The organism is Streptomyces sp. NPDC001056, assembly GCF_053598955.1.
The window spans coordinates 199,969-220,959 of the sequence record NZ_JBSFLI010000002.1; the positions used below are offsets into that span (position 1 = coordinate 199,969).

Annotated in this window: 16 protein-coding genes; 10 read left to right on the top strand and 6 right to left on the bottom strand. The window is 73.4% G+C overall.

Annotated features, from left to right (window positions below; all coding sequences use genetic code 11):
• Window positions 1–21: 21 nt before the first annotated feature.
• The 5 genes from ACWDD7_RS03495 (at window position 22) to ACWDD7_RS03515 (ending at window position 5,958) form a co-directional block, all read left to right on the top strand.
• Window positions 22–1,341: a radical SAM protein gene (locus ACWDD7_RS03495; protein WP_351866526.1), complete on the top strand. Its 1,320-nt coding sequence runs from the start codon at window positions 22–24 to the stop codon at window positions 1,339–1,341.
• A 155-nt stretch (window positions 1,342–1,496) separates the two neighbouring features.
• A complete protein-coding gene (locus ACWDD7_RS03500; protein ID WP_450456067.1) occupies window positions 1,497–2,957 on the top strand; it encodes a cellulose binding domain-containing protein in 1,461 nt (486 codons plus the stop codon).
• Window positions 2,958–3,171: 214 nt separating this feature from the next.
• Entirely contained in the window at window positions 3,172–3,369 is a 198-nt protein-coding gene (locus tag ACWDD7_RS03505) for a tautomerase family protein (RefSeq protein ID WP_145486504.1), read from the top strand.
• A 168-nt stretch (window positions 3,370–3,537) separates the two neighbouring features.
• A complete protein-coding gene (locus tag ACWDD7_RS03510; protein ID WP_450456070.1) occupies window positions 3,538–4,821 on the top strand; it encodes a multidrug effflux MFS transporter in 1,284 nt (427 codons plus the stop codon).
• Window positions 4,822–5,022: 201 nt separating this feature from the next.
• Window positions 5,023–5,958 (top strand): LysR substrate-binding domain-containing protein, encoded by a 936-nt coding sequence (locus tag ACWDD7_RS03515; RefSeq protein ID WP_450456072.1) that lies wholly within the window; start codon window positions 5,023–5,025, stop codon window positions 5,956–5,958.
• A 98-nt stretch (window positions 5,959–6,056) separates the two neighbouring features.
• On the opposite strand, the gene ACWDD7_RS03520 is transcribed toward ACWDD7_RS03515, so the two are convergent.
• Genes ACWDD7_RS03520 through ACWDD7_RS03540 form a run of 5 tightly spaced genes read right to left on the bottom strand, consistent with a single transcriptional unit; the run spans window position 6,057 to window position 11,540 of the window.
• Window positions 6,057–6,941 (bottom strand): DUF6282 family protein, encoded by an 885-nt coding sequence (locus ACWDD7_RS03520; protein ID WP_450456074.1) that lies wholly within the window; start codon window positions 6,939–6,941, stop codon window positions 6,057–6,059.
• Window positions 6,928–7,635 (bottom strand): RraA family protein, encoded by a 708-nt coding sequence (locus ACWDD7_RS03525; protein ID WP_351866539.1) that lies wholly within the window; start codon window positions 7,633–7,635, stop codon window positions 6,928–6,930. The genes ACWDD7_RS03520 and ACWDD7_RS03525 overlap by 14 nt, the downstream gene beginning before the upstream one ends.
• Window positions 7,632–9,836, bottom strand: coding sequence for an isocitrate/isopropylmalate family dehydrogenase (locus tag ACWDD7_RS03530; RefSeq protein ID WP_450456076.1), 2,205 nt, complete (start codon window positions 9,834–9,836; stop codon window positions 7,632–7,634). The genes ACWDD7_RS03525 and ACWDD7_RS03530 overlap by 4 nt, the downstream gene beginning before the upstream one ends.
• Complete coding sequence (locus tag ACWDD7_RS03535; protein ID WP_450456078.1) at window positions 9,826–10,608, bottom strand: alpha/beta fold hydrolase; 783 nt, start codon at window positions 10,606–10,608, stop codon at window positions 9,826–9,828. The genes ACWDD7_RS03530 and ACWDD7_RS03535 overlap by 11 nt, the downstream gene beginning before the upstream one ends.
• Window positions 10,605–11,540 (bottom strand): hypothetical protein, encoded by a 936-nt coding sequence (locus ACWDD7_RS03540; RefSeq protein ID WP_450456080.1) that lies wholly within the window; start codon window positions 11,538–11,540, stop codon window positions 10,605–10,607. Before ACWDD7_RS03540 ends, ACWDD7_RS03535 begins: the two co-directional genes overlap by 4 nt.
• A 1,404-nt stretch (window positions 11,541–12,944) precedes the next feature.
• Here ACWDD7_RS03540 and rsgA point away from each other — a divergent pair.
• From rsgA to ACWDD7_RS03560, 4 genes are all read left to right on the top strand, one after another.
• On the top strand, window positions 12,945–14,039 hold the full coding sequence (rsgA, locus tag ACWDD7_RS03545) for a ribosome small subunit-dependent GTPase A (protein WP_450456082.1): 1,095 nt from the start codon (window positions 12,945–12,947) through the stop codon (window positions 14,037–14,039).
• 379 nt (window positions 14,040–14,418) lie between these two features.
• Window positions 14,419–17,121: a SpoIIE family protein phosphatase gene (locus ACWDD7_RS03550; protein ID WP_450456084.1), complete on the top strand. Its 2,703-nt coding sequence runs from the start codon at window positions 14,419–14,421 to the stop codon at window positions 17,119–17,121.
• Between the two features lie 68 nt (window positions 17,122–17,189).
• Window positions 17,190–18,584: an AlkA N-terminal domain-containing protein gene (locus ACWDD7_RS03555; protein ID WP_392211830.1), complete on the top strand. Its 1,395-nt coding sequence runs from the start codon at window positions 17,190–17,192 to the stop codon at window positions 18,582–18,584.
• Entirely contained in the window at window positions 18,581–19,060 is a 480-nt protein-coding gene (locus ACWDD7_RS03560; RefSeq protein ID WP_450456086.1) for a methylated-DNA--[protein]-cysteine S-methyltransferase, read from the top strand. The genes ACWDD7_RS03555 and ACWDD7_RS03560 overlap by 4 nt, the downstream gene beginning before the upstream one ends.
• Here ACWDD7_RS03560 and ACWDD7_RS03565 read toward each other — a convergent pair.
• Complete coding sequence (locus ACWDD7_RS03565; protein WP_450456088.1) at window positions 19,050–19,739, bottom strand: TetR/AcrR family transcriptional regulator; 690 nt, start codon at window positions 19,737–19,739, stop codon at window positions 19,050–19,052. The genes ACWDD7_RS03560 and ACWDD7_RS03565 overlap by 11 nt on opposite strands.
• Window positions 19,740–19,830: 91 nt before the next feature.
• Here ACWDD7_RS03565 and ACWDD7_RS03570 point away from each other — a divergent pair, with 91 nt between their 5' ends.
• Complete coding sequence (locus ACWDD7_RS03570) at window positions 19,831–20,847, top strand: alpha/beta fold hydrolase (RefSeq protein WP_450456090.1); 1,017 nt, start codon at window positions 19,831–19,833, stop codon at window positions 20,845–20,847.
• The last annotated feature ends 144 nt before the right edge of the window (window positions 20,848–20,991 follow it).

Here is a 20,991-nt window from a genome sequence, read left to right on the forward strand (position 1 = left end):
GAGCCGGGAGGAGACATACGGATGGGCACTCGCACCGCACTGGTCGAGGATCTGATGGAGCGCTTCCCGCACGTGCCGCGGGAAGCCGTCTTCAAGGAGGACCTGCTCCGGGGCGGAGTCGCCTTCGACAGATCCGCCCTCAGCGACAACGAGAGCGGGGACGTCAAGCCGAAGTCGTACTTCATCTTCTCCTTCGACCACGGCACCCTGCCCGAGCTGGGCGAGGCCGCGCTGCGCCGGCCCCCGGAGGAGATCATCCTCACCGGCGGGCCGTACGACCTGCGCCGTACGGTCGTCTCCGTACGGGTGAACCCCGCCTCCCCCTACCGGGTCGCCGCCGACGACGAGGGAGTGCTCGGTCTCTACCTCGACGGCAAGCGCATCGCCGACGTCGGCGTGCCGCCGATGCCCGAGTACTACCGGCACACCCTGTCCAACGGGAAGTCGGTGATGGAGGTCGCCCCCACCATCCAGTGGGGCTACCTCATCTACCTGACCGTCTTCCGGGTCTGCCAGTACTTCGGCGCCAAGGAGGAGTGCCAGTACTGCGACATCAACCACAACTGGCGCCAGCACAAGGCGGCGGGGCGGCCGTACACGGGCGTGAAGGACGTCGAGGAGATCCTTGAGGCCCTGGAGATCATCGACCGGTACGACACCCAGAAGGCGTCCACCGCCTACACCCTCACCGGCGGCGCCATCACCAAGACGGTCGCCGGGCGCGACGAGGCCGACTTCTACGGCCACTACGCCAAGGCCATCGAGGAGCGGTTCCCGGGCCGCTGGATCGGCAAGGTCGTCGCCCAGGCGCTGCCCAAGGACGACGTGCGGCGGTTCAAGGACTACGGCGTGCAGATCTACCACCCCAACTTCGAGGTGTGGGACCGTCGGCTGTTCGAGCTGTACTGCCCCGGCAAGGAGCGCTACGTCGGCCGCGACGAGTGGCACAGGCGGATCCTGGACTCGGCCGAGATCTTCGGCGCGCGCAATGTGATCCCCAACTTCGTGGCGGGCGTGGAGATGGCGGAGCCGTTCGGCTTCACCACCGTCGACGAGGCGATCGCGTCCACGACCGAGGGCCTGCGCTTCTTCATGTCGCACGGCATCACGCCCCGCTTCACCACCTGGTGCCCCGAGCCCACCACCCCGCTCGGCAAGGCCAACCCGCAGGGCGCGCCGCTGGAGTACCACATCCGGCTGCTCCAGGCCTACCGCCAGACCATGGAGGACTTCGGGCTGTCCTCCCCGCCCGGCTACGGCCCGCCCGGACCCGGCCGCGCGGTCTTCTCGGTCAGCTCCTTCATGGACAGCCTGCCCGCGCGGGAGCCGGCCGAGGCGTAGGAGCCGGTCAGGCCCCGAGTCGCTACGGTGCGTGATCGCTCGCGCACGGGCCGCTTGTCGGCGGGGCCGGGCCCGTGAAAGGCTCGGTTCCGCGAGGTTCCGCCAACTCCGTCGTCCCTGTGGCGAGTTGACCTCGCCCGTGATGCAGGAGTTCCATGCCCGACCTGCCGACCCCTCAGGACGACACCGAGGCCGCGCTGTTCTCGGAGGCCTGGGACGCGGTGCTCGCGTACGCCGCCCTGTGCGCCTCCGGCTCCGCCACCGCGCACCGGCTGGCCACCGAGGCGTTCACCCTCGGCATGCGCGAGGTCCGCGCCGCCGGACGCACCCATGTGCGCGGTGCGGGCCGGCGCCCCGCCCGGCTGCCGACCATCCCGGTCCTGCTCGGGGCCGTCCGCACCACCGCGGCCACCTGGTCGGCCGCGGGCCGGGGCCACCTGCTCGCCCCCGGTCTGCCCCAGTGGCTGACCTCCCCCGAGGCCTCCCGCCTCACCGGCCCGCCCCGCGCCCACCCGCCGGCCCTGCGCGCGCTGCGTGACCTGAGGGAGACGGACGCGGCGCTGCTGTGGCTGGCCGAGGTGGAGTCCCTGCCGCTGCCCGCGGCGGCGCACCGGCTGGGGCTGGACCCGGTCACCGCGCGGGCCGAACTCGACCGGGTCCGGGCGCTGTTCCGGGACGGCTGGCATCGCGCCCAGGGTGACGCTCCGGCGGCCGGGGATCGCGGGCCGGCCGCGGTGCTGGCCTGCGAGGTGATCGGCTGGGGCGGGCTCGACTATCTGGAGCGGCGCCGGCGGTCCGCCGAGGCGCGGCTCGGTACCGGGCGGGCCCCGGACCCCGGCGAGGGCGGGCCGGCGGAACGCCCGGGGCTCGTACGATGGTTGCGCGGCGGCGGGATGTTCGCCACCGCCCTGCTGCTGTCGGCGATGGCGCTGGGCGCGTCGCTCATGGTGCCCGGCGGCTCCGGCGCGGATTCCTTCGCCGCGCGGGACGACGCCGCCGCCACCCGCGACGACACCACGGCGCCCGACGACACCACGGCACCCGACGGCACCGGGACGTCCGGCGAGGACACCGCCCGGGGGAGCGGTCGTACGGGAGTCCGCCCCACCACCGCGGGCACCTCCCCGGCGCCCGAGCCCACGTCCACGCCTTCGGCCCCTTCCGCCCCGGCCCGCACGCCCTCCTCCCCGGACGGCCGCGACGCCGGCCGCGCGCACCCCTCGCGCACCCCCGACTCCCCGTCCCGGGGCCTCTCCTCACTCGCCCGCGGCCCCGGCGGCACGCCGGCCCCCGCGGCGACCTCGCCGGCCCCCTGCCGCATCGCCTACGACCTGGTCAGCCAGTGGTCCGGCGGCTTCCAGGCCACCGTCACCGTCACCACCGAGGGGGCCCTCGACGGATGGCGGGTCGACTGGGCGTTCCCGGACGGCCAGCGGATCGGCCTGGTGTGGGACGCCACCGCCCTCCAGAGCGGCGCGAAGGTGACCGCCACCGCCGCCGCCTACGACGAGGCCGTCCCGGCCCACGCCGCCGTGTCCTTCGGCTTCACCGGCACCTGGACGGGCGCCAACCACGCCCCGACCGCCTTCACGCTCAACGGTCGGACCTGCGCGTAGGCGCCGGTGCACGCCGCGCCCGGGGCGACTGGTCTCTACCTGACACGTCGTCGCGCAGCCGCCTGACCTCGATGTATCACGACTCGTGATTGTTCTCAGAGCGGATTGCGTCTTGGACGCCGCCGGGCCCGGTGCTGGACTGGGTCCACGGCGGATTCCGGCTGACGGCCGAGGTCCGTGCGTCTTCGGCACAACCTCGATCCAGGAGAACGCGATGCCTCTCATCCACGTGCAGCAGACCCCCGGCAAGACCGCCGAACAGAAGGCCGAGCTGGTCCGTGAGCTGACCGACGCCTACGTCAAGGCCACCGGCAGCAAGCCCGAGAGTGTCTGGGTGACCGTGCAGGAGATCGCCACCGACAGCTGGTCCATCGCCGGCGAGACGCTCGCCGCCCGCGCCGCCAAGCGCTGACCGGACGGGCCGGTCCCAAGCCGCCGTTTCCGGGTTCAGATCCCCCGTCAGACCCGGAAACGGCTCACCTTCCGGGCCGGCCCTGCCCGTGCCGGCCCGTTCCCCTCCCCGTACGCGGACGGGAGTCCCGCACCGACTCGTCCTTGACCGAGGAAGTTGCCACGCACTATGAAGAACGCCGCAAAACGGACTCCCTACGCGCTGTTGCTCGCCGTCCTGTCCTCGCTGAACGCGGGTGGCCTGTTCGCGTCCGACATCAACCTGCCCGGCGTGCCGGCCACCGCGCACGCCTTCCACACGCCCGTCGCGTCGGTGCAGTGGACGTTCAGCGCCTTCATGATCGGCATCGCGGTGTCGCAGGCGATCTACGGGCCGATATCGGACGCCTACGGCCGTAAGCGCGTCATCGTCTCCGGGCTCGGCCTGTTCGTCCTCGCCTCGCTGGTGTGCGCCGCCGCGCCCACGGTCGAGGTGTTCGGCGCGAGCCGCCTCCTCCAGGCGCTGGGCGCCGGCTCGGGCATGGTGCTCGGCAGGGCGGTGATCAGCGACCTGTACGAGGAGAAGGACGCGGCCCGGATGTTCGCCACGGTCATGCCGATCGTCGGTGTCTCCCCGTCCGTCGCCCCGCTGATCGGCGGCTATCTGACGACCTATGTCTCCTGGCGCGCGCCGTTCGTGGTCACCGCGGTGATCGGCCTGGTGACCCTGGTCGCGATGATCACCGCGATCCCCGAGAGCCTGCCGCCGGAGCGGCGCAGCAAGCACCTGGGCGCCACCCTCAAGAGCTACCCGAAGCTGCTGTCCCGCCCGCTGTTCTGGGCCTACACCGTCAACCTGTGCGTGGCGTACGGCGGTTACTTCGGCTACCTCGCGGCCTCTCCGCTGGTCTTCGAGAAGATGCGGCTGGCCACCGAGACCACCAGCTACTGCTACATCACCGTCTCGCTCGCCTACGTCGCGGGCAACCTGACCTCGCGCGCCCTGGTCCGCACCCGGTCCGTCAACCGGCTGCTGTGGACGGGGCACGGCTTCTTCCTCGTCGGCGCGCTGATGATGCTCGGCCTCGGCCTCAGCGGTGCGGGCGGGCGCTGGGGCCTGCTGGTGCTGGTCTTCATGCCGGTGATGACCTTCGGCAACGGCTTCCTGCTGCCGCTGTCGATGAGCGCGGGCGTGACCACGTTCCGGTCGACCGCCGGTTCCGCTTCCGGACTGATGGGCGCGCTCCAGCTGCTGTCCGCCTCGCTGGGCATCTACCTCTCCAGCCGGCTGCCCGCGGGCGACCTGTTCGCCCTCGGCTGGTTCGTGCTGACCGCCGCGGTGCTCGGCATATCCGCCTTCGCCCTCTTCCTGTCCCTGGCGAACCGGACGCCGGCGGCCGTGCCCGCGCCGGCCGGCGGGGCCGGGGCGGACGACAGGCCGGCCGCCGAACTACAGGAAGCCGCCATGGAATAGAACCCCGCGCACGACGGCGGCGGGACCTGCTCAGGGGCGGGTCCCGCCTTCGGGTACGGCCGCGGCCGCGGGGTGTGCGAGGATTCGTCTGCGCGACCTCGAAGGCTGTATTGACTCATTCATCAACATTGAATCAATCACCGGCACAGGTATTTTGAGATTCAATCACAGGGTCGCCCGCTCGGAGGATTGGGGGGTCCTGTGGAACTGCGTCAGATTCAGTACTTCGTCGCCGTCGCTGAGGAACTGCATTTCGGCAGAGCGGCGGAGCGGCTGCACATCGGCCAGCCCGCGGTCAGCCAGCAGGTGCGCCGGCTGGAGCGGGAACTGCGCACCCAGCTCTTCGACCGCTCCAGCCGTACCGTCACGCTCACTGCGGCCGGCCAGGCCCTGCTGCCCGAGGGCCGCGCACTGCTGAAGGCGCTGGACTCCTTCGCCGCCAAGGCCCAACGGCTGGCCGCGCAGAGCGATGCCACCTTCCGGGTCGGGATCAGTTCCGCCCTCGGGGAGCGCCTGGACGACTTCCTGGACGCGCTGCCCGACTCCGGCTCCGGCACGCGCTTCGAGTTCCAGACCCTCGGCGCCCACAACCGGCTGGAGAAGGTCCGGGCCGGGCGGCTGGACGCGGCCTTCGTGCGCGGCGTCGAAAGCGCCCCGGGCCTGCGGCTGCTCACGCTCTGGTACGACCCCTTGGTCGCGGCCCTCCCGGCCGCCCACCCGCTTTCCGGGCGCACCAGCCTGAACCTCGCCGACCTGGCGGGGATTCCCCTGCGCATCGCGTCCCGCAGCGAGAACCCGGCGCTCTACGACGCCGTCGTCGCCGCGTGCCGCAAGGCCGGTTTCGAGCCCACCTTCGGCGCGCCCGTCCGGGGATTCCAGGACACCCTCGCCGAGATCGGCGCGAGCGGCGACGGCTGGACGCTGATGTATCCGACCGCGGCCGAAACGGTCTCCTCACGCCGGATCGCACTGCTCCCGCTGGACGGGGAGCCCATCACCATGCGCATGTTCCTCGCGCTGCCCGAGAACGCGGACCCGACGCGCCTGGAACTGCTCACCGCGACGGCCGCCCGGGTGCGCCGGAAGACGGCGGAGGAGAACCGGCGAAGACCGGCGCCGCACGACGCCTTGTCGTGATCCCCGGTATCACCGACCCCGGGCGGGTGATTCCCCCTGCACGCGTTCGGGCGGGCCCGGAACGCCGGGCCCGCCCGAACGGCTGTCACCCCGCCGTCCTACAGGCTGAGCATCCTCAGCGGCGCGTCACGCACGACCTCGGTGATCCGGTCCTCGCCGAGGCCGGCCTTCCCGAACCACTCCCGGCTCCGCGCCCACCAATCGCCGATGTCCATCTGGGAGGTCTGACCCAGATCGGAGCTGTAGACCACCCGCGGCACCCGGGCGAGGACGGCGGAGAAGTCGTCCCATTCCTGGTAGCCCAGCAGGTACGTCAGCGCGGTCTGTTCGGTGTAGACCTGCCTCGCCGACGCGATGTCCAGGAGGTCGGCGCAGCTCAGACCGGTCATCGGGTTGGCCGGCTGATTGAGCATCAGGCGCGGCACGTCGAGCTTCACCGCCTCCTCGACCAGCAGGGCCACCTCGCGCCCGTCGGCGTGCCCGGTGGAGATCACGACCGGCAGGTCGCGGGCCATGCGCAGGATCTCGCGCACCTCCGCGCGCAGCCCGCCCGCCTCGTCCGTGACGGTGAGCGGACGCAGTCCGTCCCGGGCCAGCAGCGGATGGGCCGGGGTACGGGCCAGACGGCTCTTGTGGGTTCGGCCGGTCACCGTCGGCAGATGGACGACGAGGCGCAGACCGCTGTCCTCCCCGTGCTGGACGACGGCCTGTTCCACCAGCCGGGGGTCCAGGCCGCCCGCGATGTCGTTGAGCACGATCGACCCCGACACGGGCAGGCCCTGCTGCCGGGCCTCCCACGCCTGGGCCGCGGTGGAGCCCAGGTGGTTCTTCAGCACCACCCAGCCGCCGAGTTCTGCGTAGCGGGCGCCGGCCGCGGCCGCGGTGTGCCGTCGTACGTACGCGTCCGGACCCACGTGGTAGTGGACGTCCACGAATCCGGTCCGCTCGGCGCCGGCCGCGGGCCGGGGGTCAGCGAGCGTCATCGCGGCCCTCGTCCTCCCACGGGCGCGCGTAGCCGTAGCGGGCCCGCGCCTCGTCCAGCCGGGTGCCGTCCAGGGCGGCCTCCCGGATGCGCCGTTCCGTCCGCTCGACGGCCTCGGCGCGGCGGACCACCTCCGCCACGAGGTCGGCGGGGATGCGCAGCGCCCCGTTGTCGTCGGCGAACACCAGGTCGCCGGGGCGGACGACGGTGCCGGCGATGTCCAGGTCGATGCCGGTGCGCTCCAGCACCACCCGGTTCTTGCCGCTGACCATGGTGACGGCGCTGCTGAAGAGCGGGTAGCCGGCCTCGCGGGTCTCCCGTACGTCGCGCACGGCGCCGTGCACGACGGTGCCCGCGATCTCCCGGCGCAGCGCCACCGAGGTGAGCAGGGAACCCCAGTTGGTGCACGCACCGGTGCCGCCGTTGTCCACGACCACGACCGAGCCGGGCGGCACGTCGTCGATGTAGTTGGCGGCGTTGTGGAACGCGCCGTCGTCCTCGATGGGCCGGTAGCGCAGGGTGAACGCCGGACCGAAGGCCACGCTGCCGGGGGTGCGGGCGCTGATGCCCGGCAGCACGCACGGCGCGGCCCGCAGGCTGTCCACCGCGTCGGAGAGGGCGGCGGTGTCCAGCCGTGCCAGGCGGGCGCGCAGGGCGCTGTCCGGCATCGGGTCGGCGGATGCGGCGGTGGTCATGCGGTCTCCTCCACGAGACGACGGGCGACGGTCCAGGCGGCGAAGTGAGCGGCGTAGGTGAGGACTTCGGGACCCCGGTTGGGGACGGTCAGTTCGCCGGTGTGCTCGTGCGCCCCGTCGCGCACCGTGCACAGGAGGCGGATGGTGCCCGTGTGGTCCTCGGGGCCCCCGCCGTTCCAGGCCGCGTCCAGCGTCACGGACACCCCGCCGGCCGGCGTCCCGGCCGGCGCCGGCTGCCGTGCGGCGGCCACCTCGGCCGCGAACCGGCCGCCGGTGACGTGGTCGGTCGCGTCCAGGGTCAGACCGCGGGCGTCGAGCAGGGCGGCCAGCTCCTGGACGGCGGTGCGCTCCTCGCTGGTGACCACGTACGCGCCCAGCGCGTCGTCCAGCCGCTTCGCGAGCTCGTCCGCGCCGCCGGGCGGGCAGTCGATCCGGACGTCCACGTACGGGTAGTGCCAGCGGTAGGCGGGCTTGACGCCGAGGCCCGTGTCCCGGACGAGGGCGTCCACCGCGGCGGCGGCGTCCGCCTCGATGACCCCGAGGGTGCGCCGGAACACCGTGACGACGGGCTCCGGTTGGGGGAGATGAGCGATGCCGTCGCGCAGGAAGGCGTCGAGCATCGGCAGGCACTCGCGCGGCGGGCCGGGGAGCATGACCACCGTGGTGCCCTGCACGTCGAGGCGGCAGCCCCAGGCGGTGCCGTTGGTGTTGGGCAGCAGTTCGGCGCCCTCGGGGAACTGCGCCTGGCGGCGGTTGTCCTCGTGGACGGCGACACCGAAGCGGGTGAGCCGTTCGACGACACCCTGCCAGGCCTCCTCGCGGTGCTCCAGCGGGCGGCCCAGCGCGCGGGCGACCCCGACCCGGGTCACGTCGTCCGAGGTGGGACCGAGGCCGCCCATGACCACGATCACGTCGTCACGGCCGATGGAGGCACGCACCGCGTCCGCGATCGCCGCCTCGTCGTCCCCGACGGTGTGCCGGATGCGGACCGGCACACCGCGGGCGGCGAGCCTGCGGGACGCCTCGCCCGCGTTGGAGTCCTCCAGGGCGGCCCGCAGCAGCTCGTCGCCGATGGTGACGACGGCGGCGGTGTGGGCGCGCGGCACGGCACGGCAGGCGTCCCGCACCGACGCGGCGCACTCCGTGGTGGTCGCCGTACCGCCCAGGTCGTACGTCACCCGGTCCCGGCGGCGCGTGACGTGCGAGACCGCGTCCCGCACCTGGTCGGCGGCCTCGCCGAAGCCGAGGTGTTCGAGCAGCAGGCCGATGGTGAGGAAGGCGGCGAGCGGGTTGGCCCGGCCGGTGCCGGCCAGGGCGGGGGCGCTGCCGTGCACCGGTTCGAAGTAGTTGCCGTTCTCCCCGATGTTGGCGCTGGGCGCGAGACCGAGCCCGCCCATCACCCCGCCGCCGAGGTCGGACAGGATGTCGCCGAACATGTTCTCGGCGACGATGACGCCGAAGCGCTCCGGGCGCCGGGCCATCCACAGCGCGACGGCGTCCACGTTGAGGATCTCGTACTCGATCTCCGGGTAGTCCGCGGCGATCTCCTCAAGACGTCCGCGGGCGTACGCGCTGCTCTGCCGCAGGACGTTCGGCTTGTCGGCGAGGGTGACCCGGGGGTGCCCGTGGGCGCGGGCGTGCTCGAAGGCGAAGCGCAGGATGCGGTCCAGTCCGTGCCGGGTGAGCATCCGCACGCTCGCGGTGGTGGCGTCGCGGCCGCTGCGGCGGGCGTTGGGGTGGTCGGCGAGGAGCGGCCACATCTCCTCGGGCACCCGGTCCCAGTCGAGGCCCGCGTAGAGGCCCTCGGTGTTCTCGCGTACGACGCAGAACCGGTACGGGGTGCCGCCGAGGTGGTTCTCGACCGGCCGGAGGTTGGCGAACAGGTCCAGCCGCTGGCGCAGTTGGATGATGGGCGACACGTACTGCGGGGCCCGCTCGCGCAGGTGCGGCTGGAGGTCGGCCAGGGCCTCGCGCCCCGGCTTGCTGGTGGTGGCGCCGAGCAGCACCGCGTCGCTGCGGTTGATCAGGTCCCAGGTGCGCTCGGGCACCGGGTTCCCCTCGGTGCGCCAGAACTCCCAGCCGATGTCGCCGTGTTCCAGCGTGATGGGCAGTCCGAGGTCGTCGATGACCGGAAGGGCCGCGTCGAGGACTTCGGGGCCGATGCCATCGCCGGGGAGGACTGCGACGGTCTTACTTCTCATGGATCCTCTTCGTTCGCTGTGCTTCAAGGAATGCGGCGACGGCCTGCCGGGTGGCACCCGGCTGGTCGGCGTGGGGGCGCATGCCCGCCCGCGGGACACCGACGCGGGTGTGTCCGGGGCCGGTCGCGAGGTGCTGGCGCTGGACGAGCTTCGACTCGGTGCCGTAGACGTGCAGCAGCCCGCCGGGGAACGCCTCGACCCGGTGGCGGGCGTCCGCGCGGTGCAGCAGGCGCAGTCCGGCGGCCAACCGCCGTCCGTGCAGCGGGTCCTCGTCGAGGTGGCGCGGGCCGCCGGGCGCGGGGGAGGGCTCCTCGGGACCGCGGACCACCTCGTGCAGCAGGTCCAGCGCCGCCGCCGTGCCGTGCGACGCCACGGCCGCCGCGATGCGTTCCAGCGTCGCGTCGAGCGGCCCGTCGGCCACCGTGGGGGCGGACAGCAGGACGACGTCGGCCCGGTGCGTCCAGGGCTGGTCGAGGAGATGCTGTACGACGGCGCCGCCCAGGGCGTTGCCGGCGAGCAGGTCGGGTTCCTCGGCGCGCAGGACGCCCGCCCAGCGGTCGGCGAGCGCCGCGAGGTCGTCGCCCTCGCGCAGCAGCGACAGGGTGTCGTACACGGTCACGTGGTGGCCGCTCGACAGCAGTGCCCCGGCGACGGGTTCGAAGAAGGCGCCCTGGTCCCACCGCGCCATGACAGGGGCCAGCACACAGGCGGTGCGGGGTGCGCCCGCGTCGCCCAGGCGTACGGCGACCGGGGTCGCGGTCGGCGAGGTCATGCCGCGACCCCCGGGGAGGTGAGTTCGCGCGCGGCGCTGAAGGCGGCACCCATGTGGTCCACGGGCAGCTTGGCGCGTTCCTCGACGGAGAGGTCGAAGTGGCCGAGGACCAGGTCCGGCAGCGGCAGCGAGGGCTTTGCCTCGGCGATCTCCGACTCCATGCGGTGCGCGAGGGTGAGGACCCGCCCGAGGTCGTACCGGTCGGTCCGGCCGGCCCGGCCGAGGTAGGCCAGCCACTGCTCGGTGATCAGGTTGCCGGGGCCCTTGCCCATGCCGAGCACGGAGGAGTCGATCCAGGTGGCGCCCGCGTCGACCGCCGCGATGGAGTTGGCCAGCGCCAGGCCCAGGTTGTTGTGCGCGTGCAGGCCGATGGCGGATCTGGTCACCGAACGCACCAGGGTGACCAGTCGGGCGACCTCGTCCGGCAGGAGGCTGCCGTTGGAGTCCGCCAGGTAGATCACGTCCGCGCCCGCGTCCTCGGACAGCGCGGCGAGCTCCACGAGCCGCCGCCGGTCGAGCTGGCTGACGCGGGTGATGTTCACGGTGGTGGTGAAGCCGGTGTCCGCCGCCTTGCGGAGCATGGCCAGGCCCGGCTCGGGCGTCTTGGACGGCAGACAGAACCGTACGAGCCGCACGCCCGCCTCGAACATCCGGGTGAGGTCGTCGTCCTCGATGTTCTTCGGGTGCAGGATCATGCAGATCCGCTCGGGCGGTACGACCTCGGCCACGGCCCGTATGTAGTCGTCGGTGCCCACACCCGTCAGACCCAGGCCCGGCTTGGGCTGGAAGGACCCGTTGCGGTAGCCGATCTCAACCCACTCGACACCGGCTTCGACGCTTTCCCTGGCGTGGTGCAGGGCGTAGTCGAGTGAGAAGTCGAAGTTGTTGCGGTATCCCCCGTCTCGCAGCGTCACATCGAGATTGGTGACCATGTCTCCTCCGTTGACTGTCCGAGGTGGCGGCCGAGAAGGCGAGACTGATGGTGGGTATCGTGAACCGCGATGAAGAACCGGTGTCAACGGATAACTGACACACAGCGGCGATTTCCCCCGTCCTCGGTCGCCCTGATTCAATGCTTCAACAGGCCCGCAAGAAACACCGGCAGATTCCGGAACGGAATGTCTGCCAGGCGGACCCGGAATTCTCCGTGGCGCAACGATCAAGCATTCGCGTCGCTAGCTGCGACCCCCGAAGGCGGAATGGATGTTATCGGTGCCGATACAGGCAGTGCAAGCCGTGCTCGCGGAGACAGGAAGGACGGGAAATGGGTCGGTCGAAAACTCCACTTCTTCCCCCGTGCGTCTCCGGAAAAGGCCACTGCCCAAGTGATGCTCGCACAACGCGCCGCAATTTCCGAAGAAATTTACTGTCTATATACCATGAGCTGACCCGGCGGGGTTTCGGCTGGTCCGGGCGTCATGAACGTGCTTCCCTGGGGGGTTTGTGGGGGTCTGCTGGCCGTACGTGCTCGGTCACGGGCCAAGTTCAGCATCGATACGCGGGCCGTCCAAGACGCAATCCGCTATTGCACCGATCATGATTGGTGATGGGCCGCGGGCGCTCCCGGCGGCGGGGCGATGTCGGGATCGCCCAGTTGTTTCACCGTTTTATCCTGCGGGTCTTGCGCACGAAACAGAACGTTCAATGCGGCTGGTTGCCTCGACCCCCCAGGGGAGTATCAGTGATAGTCGGTCGATTCGTACACCCCCGTGACGCACATCCGTGCGGCGCGTACCCGGCCGCACTTGCGCGGACCTCCGGCCGGACCGCTTCGCCGTCGGCGGGGAGTCGGCCTGACGGCCCCACCGGGCCAGGCCGCCGAGGCGGGGCACGAGGGCGGCCTTCCGAAGTCCGCGACGGCGACCTGACCCTTCGGGTGTTCCGGCGGGACCTCGAACGCGGCCGGGCGCGGCCCGCCACCGGACCGGACGGGTCGTGTGGCGAAGGGTCGCCATGGGGTCCCGCGGCCCCTGCGCCCGCACCGCCGCCGCGCACTGCCTCGAACGGGGCGAGCGGGTCGGTGGCGAGGAGGCCGCCGGGTCACGGCGTCGGGCGAGGAGGTGCGGGAACTCGCCTCCGCCGCCCCCGTCGGTGCGGGCGCGTTAATTCGGTGGCGCTCGCGGCGGGGCCGCCCTAGGGTGAGCACCACTTCGCAAGGCGGCCGTCGGCCGCCGCAGGCGACCGGAGTGCGGAAGAGGAGGTGTCGACGATGGCTGTCACTGTGCAGGGCGCTGCCCGCATCCAGGAACTCCTCAAGTCCACCTCCGTGGCCACCGGCTGACCCGAGCGCGTCGCAGACCGCTCCTTTCCGGGGCCGCCCTTGTGAAGGGTCTCCCTTGACTTCCACCTCTGGTGTGCACTCCGCGCTGGCTCCCTACGGCTGGGACGACGACTGGGCCGACGCGTTCACCCCGCACGCGGCCGAAGGGCTGCTGCCCGGCCGGGTCGTACGGGTCGACCGCGGTCAGTGCGACGTCGTCACCCCCGGCGGGGTCGTCCGCGCCGACACCGCCTTCGTCACCCCCCACGACCCGATGCGGGTCGTCTGCACCGGCGACTGGGTCGCCGTCGAGGCGGGCGGAAACCCCCGGTACGTCCGGGCGTATCTGCCGCGCCGCACCGCCTTCGTGCGGTCCACCTCCTCCAAGCGGTCCGACGGGCAGATCCTCGCGGCCAACGTCGACCACGCGGTCGTCGCGGTGTCCCTCGCGGTCGAACTCGACCTCGGCCGCGTCGAACGCTTCCTCGCGCTGGCGTGGGAGTCCGGGGCGCAGCCCGTGGTCGTGCTCACCAAGGCCGACCTCGTGGGTGATCCGGTCACGCTGGCCCATCTCGTCCAGGACGTCGAGAACAGCGCGCCCGGCGTGCCGGTGCTCGGCGTCAGCGCGCACACCGGCGACGGGCTCGACGGCCTGCTCGCGCTCGTCGGCTCCGGCACGTCGGTGCTGCTCGGCCAGTCCGGCGCGGGCAAGTCCACCCTGGCCAACGCGCTCGTCGGCGAGGACGTGATGGACGTCCGGGCCGCCCGGGACGTCGACGGCAAGGGGCGGCACACCACGACCACCCGCAACCTGCTGGTCCTGCCCTCCGGGGGTGTCCTCATCGACACTCCGGGGCTGCGCGGGGTGGGCCTGTTCGACGCCGAGAGCGGGGTCGGGCAGGTGTTCGCCGAGATCGAGGAACTGGCCGAGCGGTGCCGCTTCCACGACTGCGCCCACGAGAGCGAGCCGGGCTGCGCGGTGCGCTCCGCGGTCGACAGCGGTGAACTGGCCGTACGACGCCTGGAGAGCTACCGCAAGCTGGTCCGCGAGAACCAGTGGATCGTCGCCAAGACCGACGCCCGCGTCCGCGCGGAACTGCGCCGCGAATGGAAACGCAAGGGCGCGGAGGGCCGGGCCTCGATGCAGTTCAAGAGGGGCCGCTGGACCTGACCGGTTCCGGGTGGGGCTCCGCCGGACAGTCGGCTCGGACAGCCCGGGGAGCCCCACCCGTGCCGCCGAACCCGCGTCCCCCCTCGCCCCGGCCCGGCCCTGCCCGGACCGGGGCGAGGGCCACCCCGACCGACGCGGCCCCCGGCCCCCGTACCCCCGTACCCCCGTCCGCACCCCACCCCCGCGCGTCCCGATGCCCCACCCCGGCAGGTCGCACTGTGTCCCCTTCGGTGGTGAATGCTAGAAATGCACCATGAAGAGGCGTTTCGGCCTGTCTCCGGGGTGGGACGCTTCCGCCCCGGCCGGAGCGTCCTCGGCCGCCGTCGACTCCGGCCGGCTGAGGCGGCTGCCGCCGGGTGTCCGGACCGTTGCCGGACAGATGTTCGTCCTGCAGCTCGTCATCCTGCTGCTGTTCGGCGCGGCGGCCGGCATCACCCTGGTCCTCCAGGCCCGCCAGGCCGGTCTGAACGAGGCGCGGCACCGCACCCTCGCCGCCGCCGTGGGCTTCGCCCGCGCGCCCGGCACGCTCGACGCGATGCGCTCCCGTGACCCCAGTGCGGTGCTCCAACCCCGCGCCGAACTGGTCCGCAGGGAGACCGGCGTCGACTACGTGGTCGCGTTCAGCCCGGCCGGCATCCGCTGGACCCATCCCGACCCCCGCCTCATCGGCAAGCACGTCATCGGCTCCTTCGCGCGGCCGCTGCACGGCCACGTGAACACCCTGACCCACTCCACCCCCATCGGCGTGGCCGTGGACTCGACCGCACCCGTCCTCGACGCCCGCGACAAGGTCGTCGGACTGGTCTCCGCCGGCATCACCGTGCGCAGCATCGAGCAGCAGGTGACCCGTCAACTGCCCCTGCTGTTCGCAGCCGGCGGCTGCGCGATGCTGCTGGCCACCGCCGGCATCGCCCTCGTCCACCGCCGCCTGCTGCGCCAGACCCGCGGCCTGGAACCCGCCGAGCTGCGCCGGATGTACGACCACCACGACGCCGTCCTGCACGCCGCCCGCGAGGGTGTCCTCATCGTCGCCGCCGACGGGACCCTGCTGCTCGCCAACGACGAGGCCCGGCGTCTGCTCGGCCTCCCCGAGGACGCCGAGGGCCGTCAGCTCACCGACCTCGGGCTCGCGCGGCCCCTCGCCGCGGTGCTGGCCTCCGACCCCCCGGCCACGGACGAGGTGTGCGAGGCCGGCGACCGGCTGCTCGCGGTGAGCGTCCGGCCGACCGCGCCGCGCGGTTGCCGGCCCTCCAGCATCGTCACCCTGCGCGACACCACCGAACTGCGCGCCGTCGCCGGCCGTGCCGCCGTCGCCCAGCGGCGGCTGCGGCTGCTGTACGACGCGATGAGCAGGATCGGCACCACCCTCGACGTGGCGCGCACGGCCGAGGAGCTGACCCGGTTCACCGTTCCCCGGTTCGCGGACTACGCCTGCGTGGACCTCCTCGACTCGATCCTGCGCGGCGGCGATCCCGAGGGCACGATGATGCGCCGTACGGCCCTCACCGGCATCGACACCGACCACCCGCTGTACCCCGTCGGCACCCTCGTGGACTTCGCCTCCCGGACCCCGCAGGCCATCGGCCTCGGCACCGGCGCGCCGGTCCTGGAGGCCGACCTGCGCAAGGACACCGGATGGCAGGAGAACGACCCCGACAACGCGCGGCGCATCCTCGATCACGGCATCCGCTCGATGCTGGTGGTGCCGGTGCGCGCCCGGGGCGTCCTCATGGGTGTGGCGAGCTTCTGGCGTTCCGCGCTCGCCGAGCCGTTCGAGGAGGAGGACCGGGCGGTCGCCGAGGAGCTGGTGGCCCGCGCCGCGGTCGCCATCGACAACGCCCGCCGCTACACCCGCGAGCACACCACCGCCGTCACCCTCCAGCGCAGCCTGCTGCCGCGCGGCATCCCGGACCAGTCCGCCCTGGAGGTGGCCTACCGCTATCTGCCCGCGCAGGCCGGGGTGGGCGGCGACTGGTTCGACGTCATCCCGCTGCCGGGCGCCCGGGTGGCGCTGGTCGTCGGCGACGTCGTGGGGCACGGGCTGCACGCGGCGGCCACCATGGGCCGGCTGCGCACCGCCGTGCACAATTTCTCCGCCCTCGACCTCAGCCCCGACGAACTCCTCGTCCACCTGGACGAACTGGTCAGCCGCATCGACAGCGACGAGCGCGGCGACGGCACGACCGAGGGGTCGCTGAAGGACGGGCGGGTCGCTCGCGACGGCATCGCGCACGTCACCGGCGCCAGCTGCCTCTACGCGCTCTACGACCCGGTCGGCGGCCGCGCCACCATCGCGCGGGCCGGCCACCCCGGCCCCGCCCTGATCCTGCCCGACGGCACCGCCGCCTTCCCCGACGTGCCCGTCTCCCCGCCGCTCGGCCTCGGCGACGGCATGCCCGTGGAGACGCTGGAGCTGGAGCTGCCGGAGGGCTCGCACCTGGTGCTGTACACCGACGGGCTGCTGGAGGACCGCCGACGGGACATCGACACCGGCCTCGAACTGCTGCGCGACACGCTGGCCGGATCGGCGGGGCGCGGCCCCGAGGCCCTGTGCACGGCCGTCCTCGACGCGGTGCTGCCCGCCCGGCCGATCGACGACGTCGCCCTGCTGGTGGCCCGTACCCGGCTGCTGGGCGCCGACCACGTCGCCGAGTGGGACGTGCCCCGCGATCCGGCGGCCGTGGCCCCGGTCCGCGCCGAGTGCGCCGCCACGCTGGACGCCTGGGGGCTCGGGGACGTCGGGTACACCGCCGAACTGATCCTCAGCGAGCTGATCACCAACGCGGTCCGCTACGGCTCACCGCCCATCCGCGTCCGCCTGCTCCGCGACCGCGGCCTGATCTGCGAGGTCGCCGACGGCAGCAGCACCGCCCCGCATCCGCGCCGGGCGGCGGCCACCGACGAGGGCGGCCGGGGGCTGTTCCTCGTCGCCCAGCTCGCCACCCGCTGGGGCACCCGCTACACCGCGCGCGGCAAGGTGATCTGGGCCGAGCTGTCCCCGCAGCAGGACGGCCCGGGGCCGGCCGAGGGCACGGGCGAGGACAGCGCGGACGACATCCTGGACCAGTGGGAGAGCCTCTAGCCTCCTGAGCTGCGTGTCCGTTTTCCGCCAGCCGGTACCCGCGGCCACGGGCCACACTGGAACCCGTGATGGACGAGGACAGCAGGTACGAGGCGGTGCGCAGCCGGGACGGGCGGTTCGACGGGGCGTTCTTCTTCGCCGTCGAGACGACCGGTATCTACTGCCGGCCCAGCTGCCCCGCGGTGACTCCCCGACGGCGCAACGTGCGCTTCTACCCGACGGCCGCCGCCGCCCAGCGCTCCGGATTCCGGGCCTGCCGGCGGTGCCGGCCGGACGCGGTGCCCGGGTCGGCGGAGTGGAACGTCCGCGCGGACGTCGTCGGCCGGGCCATGCGGCTGATCGCCGACGGCGTGGTGGACCGCGAGGGCGTCGCCGGGCTCGCCGCGCGGCTCGGCTACAGCGCCCGGCAGGTGCAGCGGCAGCTCACCGCCGAGCTGGGCGCGGGGCCGGTGGCACTGGCCCGGGCGCAGCGGGCGCACACCGCGCGGGTGCTGTTGCAGACCACGGAGCTGGCGGTGACCGAGATCGCGTTCGCGGCCGGGTTCGCCAGCGTGCGCCAGTTCAACGACACCGTGCGCGAGGTGTACGCGGCGACCCCGACCGAGGTGCGGGCCGCCGCCCCGCGCGGCGGCGCCCGCCGGGCCGCCGCGGGCACCGGCATCCCGCTGCGGCTCGCCCACCGCGGTCCGTACCAGGCCGCCGCCGTCTTCGACCAGCTCGCACGGGAGGCGGTGCCGGGGATCGAGGAGGTCACGGGACGGCCCGGCGCGCGCACCTACCGGCGCACCCTGCGGCTGCCGTACGGCACCGGGATCGCCGCCGTCGCCGAGCGCACCCGTGCCCCGCGCGCGGGCACCGGCACGCGTCCGGGCGGCTGGCTGGACGCCCACCTGCACCTCACGGACCCGCGGGACCTGACCACCGCCGTGCAGCGGCTGCGACGGCTGTTCGACCTCGACGCCGATCCGTACGCCATCGACGAGCGCCTGTGCGCCGACCCGCGCCTCGCCCCCCTGGTCGGGGCCCGCCCCGGCCTGCGCGCCCCCGGCGCCGTCGACCCCCTGGAACCCGCGGCCCGCGCGCTGCTGGGCCCGGCCGGCTGCGGGCGCCTGGTCCAGGAGTGCGGCAAGAGGCTCGACACCCCGAACGGCGCCCTCACCCACCTCTTTCCGGAACCGGCGGCGCTCGCGGAGTCAGGAGCGGTACCCGCACCGCTCGCCGCGCTCTCCGCGGCCCTCGCCGACGGCGCCCTGCGGCTGGACCCCGGCGCCGACCGGGACGACGCGCAGCGGGAGTTGCGTGCGTTGCCGGGGATGGACCCGGCCACGGCCGCCGTGATCCGGGCCCGCGCGCTCGGCGACCCCGACGTGCCCCCGCCCGGCGTCCGGGCGCCCGGCACCTGGCGTCCCTGGCGGACGTATGCCGTACAACACCTCTACGTGGCAGGAGAATCGCCCCGATGACCGCCGTCGGCTGCTTCACCCACCTCGACACCCCCCTCGGACGGCTGCTCCTGACCGCCGACCCGGACGGCGCGCTGACGTCGCTGCACTGCGCGCGGGCCGTCCCGGACGAACTGCGCGCCGACCCCGGCCCGTTCGCCGCGGCACGAGAGCAGTTGGAGGCGTACTTCGCCGGCGAACTGCGCGAGTTCCGGCTCCCGTTGCGCACCCACGGCACGGCCTTCCGGCAACGGGTCTGGGAAGCCCTGGACGAGGTGCCCTACGGCACCACCCTCACCTACGGCGACCTGGCCACCCGGATCGCCGCACCCCGCGCCGCCGTTCGCGCCGTCGGCGGCGCCCTCGGCGCCAACCCCCTTCTGATCGTGCGCCCCTGCCACCGTGTCATCGGTTCCGACGGCTCGCTGACCGGCTACGCGGGCGGCCTCGACCGCAAGATCCACCTGTTGGCCCTGGAGGGTGCGCTCAAGGCGTAGCCGAATCGCCCGTGGAGACGGCCTGGGCGGGATCGCCCTTTGCCGGGGCGGACCGGCGGGGCCGGCCGGTGCCTTCGGCCGGCTGGAAGATCCGGTCCAGGTGGTACGTGAGGATCGCGGTCGCGGATTCGGCGGTGCGCTGGCCCACCAGGACGCCGGTGCCGAGCCCCGCGGACAGGGCGAGGAGGCCGGCGGCCGCGGCGGACGGGTCCGTGCCGGGGCGCAGCAGCCCGGCGTCGGCGGCCCGTCGGAGCAGGGCGGTCACGGTCGCCTCGGCCGCGTCGGGGTCCTTGATGAAGGGCTGGGCGGCGAGGGCCTCGTCGGTCACCGACAGGACGGCGTACGCGGTGTAGAGGTGGTGGAACGTACGGCTCTCCGCGTCCACCGGGAGCGCGGCCGCCAGCAGCGCCTCGATCACCGCCCGCGGTCCCGGATCGGATCCCGCGGCGGCGATCCGCGCGCTCACCCGTTCCCCGAACCGCCCCGCCAGGTGCTGGAGTCCGAAGAGCAGCAGCTTCTCCTTGGACTCGAAGTAGTACTGCACCAGCCGCAGCGACACGCCCGCCTCCGCGGCGACGTCGCGCATCCCCACGGCATGCAGTCCGAGCCGCCCCGCGGCCCGCACCAGCGCCTCCGCGATCTCGGCCCGCCGCTCGGCGTGGTCCACGCGCCTGGGCATCCTCCGCCCTCCTCCGCTCCCGCAGTCCGGTCGCCTTGATGGTACAGCCGTACCATCATGGTGGTACGGTCGTATCACGAATGCCCCGGAGGTGGCCGTGTCCAAGCCCGCAGTCCGTCCCCCGGCCGACGTCGGCCGCTACGTCAGCGACACCTGGCGCGAGCGCTACTTCGCCGCCTGCGACGCGCTCTACGCGCTGGGCGCGCCCGCGTCCTGGGAGGGGGACGTGGAGACGTCCTTCGGCACCACGCACGTCTACCGGTACGACCCCCCGGCCGGCCCCGGCGGCGACCCCGACGCGGCCGCCCGGGACCGCGTACCCGTCGTCCTCGTGCACGGCGCCGGCAGCTGCTCGGCGATGTGGTACCCGAACACCCGCGACCTCGGCGCCGAGCGGACCGTCTACGCCGTCGACACCCCCGGGGACCCCGGCCGCAGCGTGCACCGCGCCCCCCTCCACGAGCCCGAGCGCGCCGCGCGGTGGCTGGACGAGACCCTCGCCGGGCTCGGCCTCGACCGGGTGCACCTGGTCGGCAGCTCCTACGGCGGCTGGCTCGCCCTCAACCAGGCGCACCGCGGGCCCGATCGGCTCGCCTCGGTGACGCTGCTCGACCCGGGCGGCCTGGAGAAGGTCGGACCGCGCTTCTTCGTCTGGATCTTCATCAGCCTGTTCGCCACCTTCGCCCCCAAGGCGCTGCGACCCCGCCTCGCGTCCTGGCTGGAGCAACCGGTGCTGGTCGTGCCCGAACTGCGCACCATGGTCCGCACCGGCGTGCGCGCCTACCGCATCCGCCGCCCGGCGCCGAAGCCGCTGACCGACGCCGAACTGGCCTCCGTACGAACGCCGTTGTACCTGCTGCTCGGCCGGCGCAGCCTGCTGGTGCACCCCGAGCGGCAGGCCGAGCGCGTCCCCCGGCTCGTGCCGGGCGCCCGCGCCGAGATCATCGCGGACACCGGGCACGGCCCGCAGATCGACCACGCCGGGGCGACCAACCGGGCGATGCTCGACTTCATGGCCGACACCGAACAGGGCCGGACCAGGACGCGGCTTCCTCACGTCCCCGGCCGGGCACCAGGCTCGGACGAATCCGGACCACCTCCTCGCTGAGCCCCGGACCCAAGCCGTGCGGCCCGGCGAGGGGTGCGGCCTCGCGCGGTTGTCCCCACCGCGCACCCGCCCGGGACCGACGCGCACGACGTCGTCCACGACGAGCGCGGTCTTCGGGTGCTCCGGCTCCGGGAGCGCGGACGC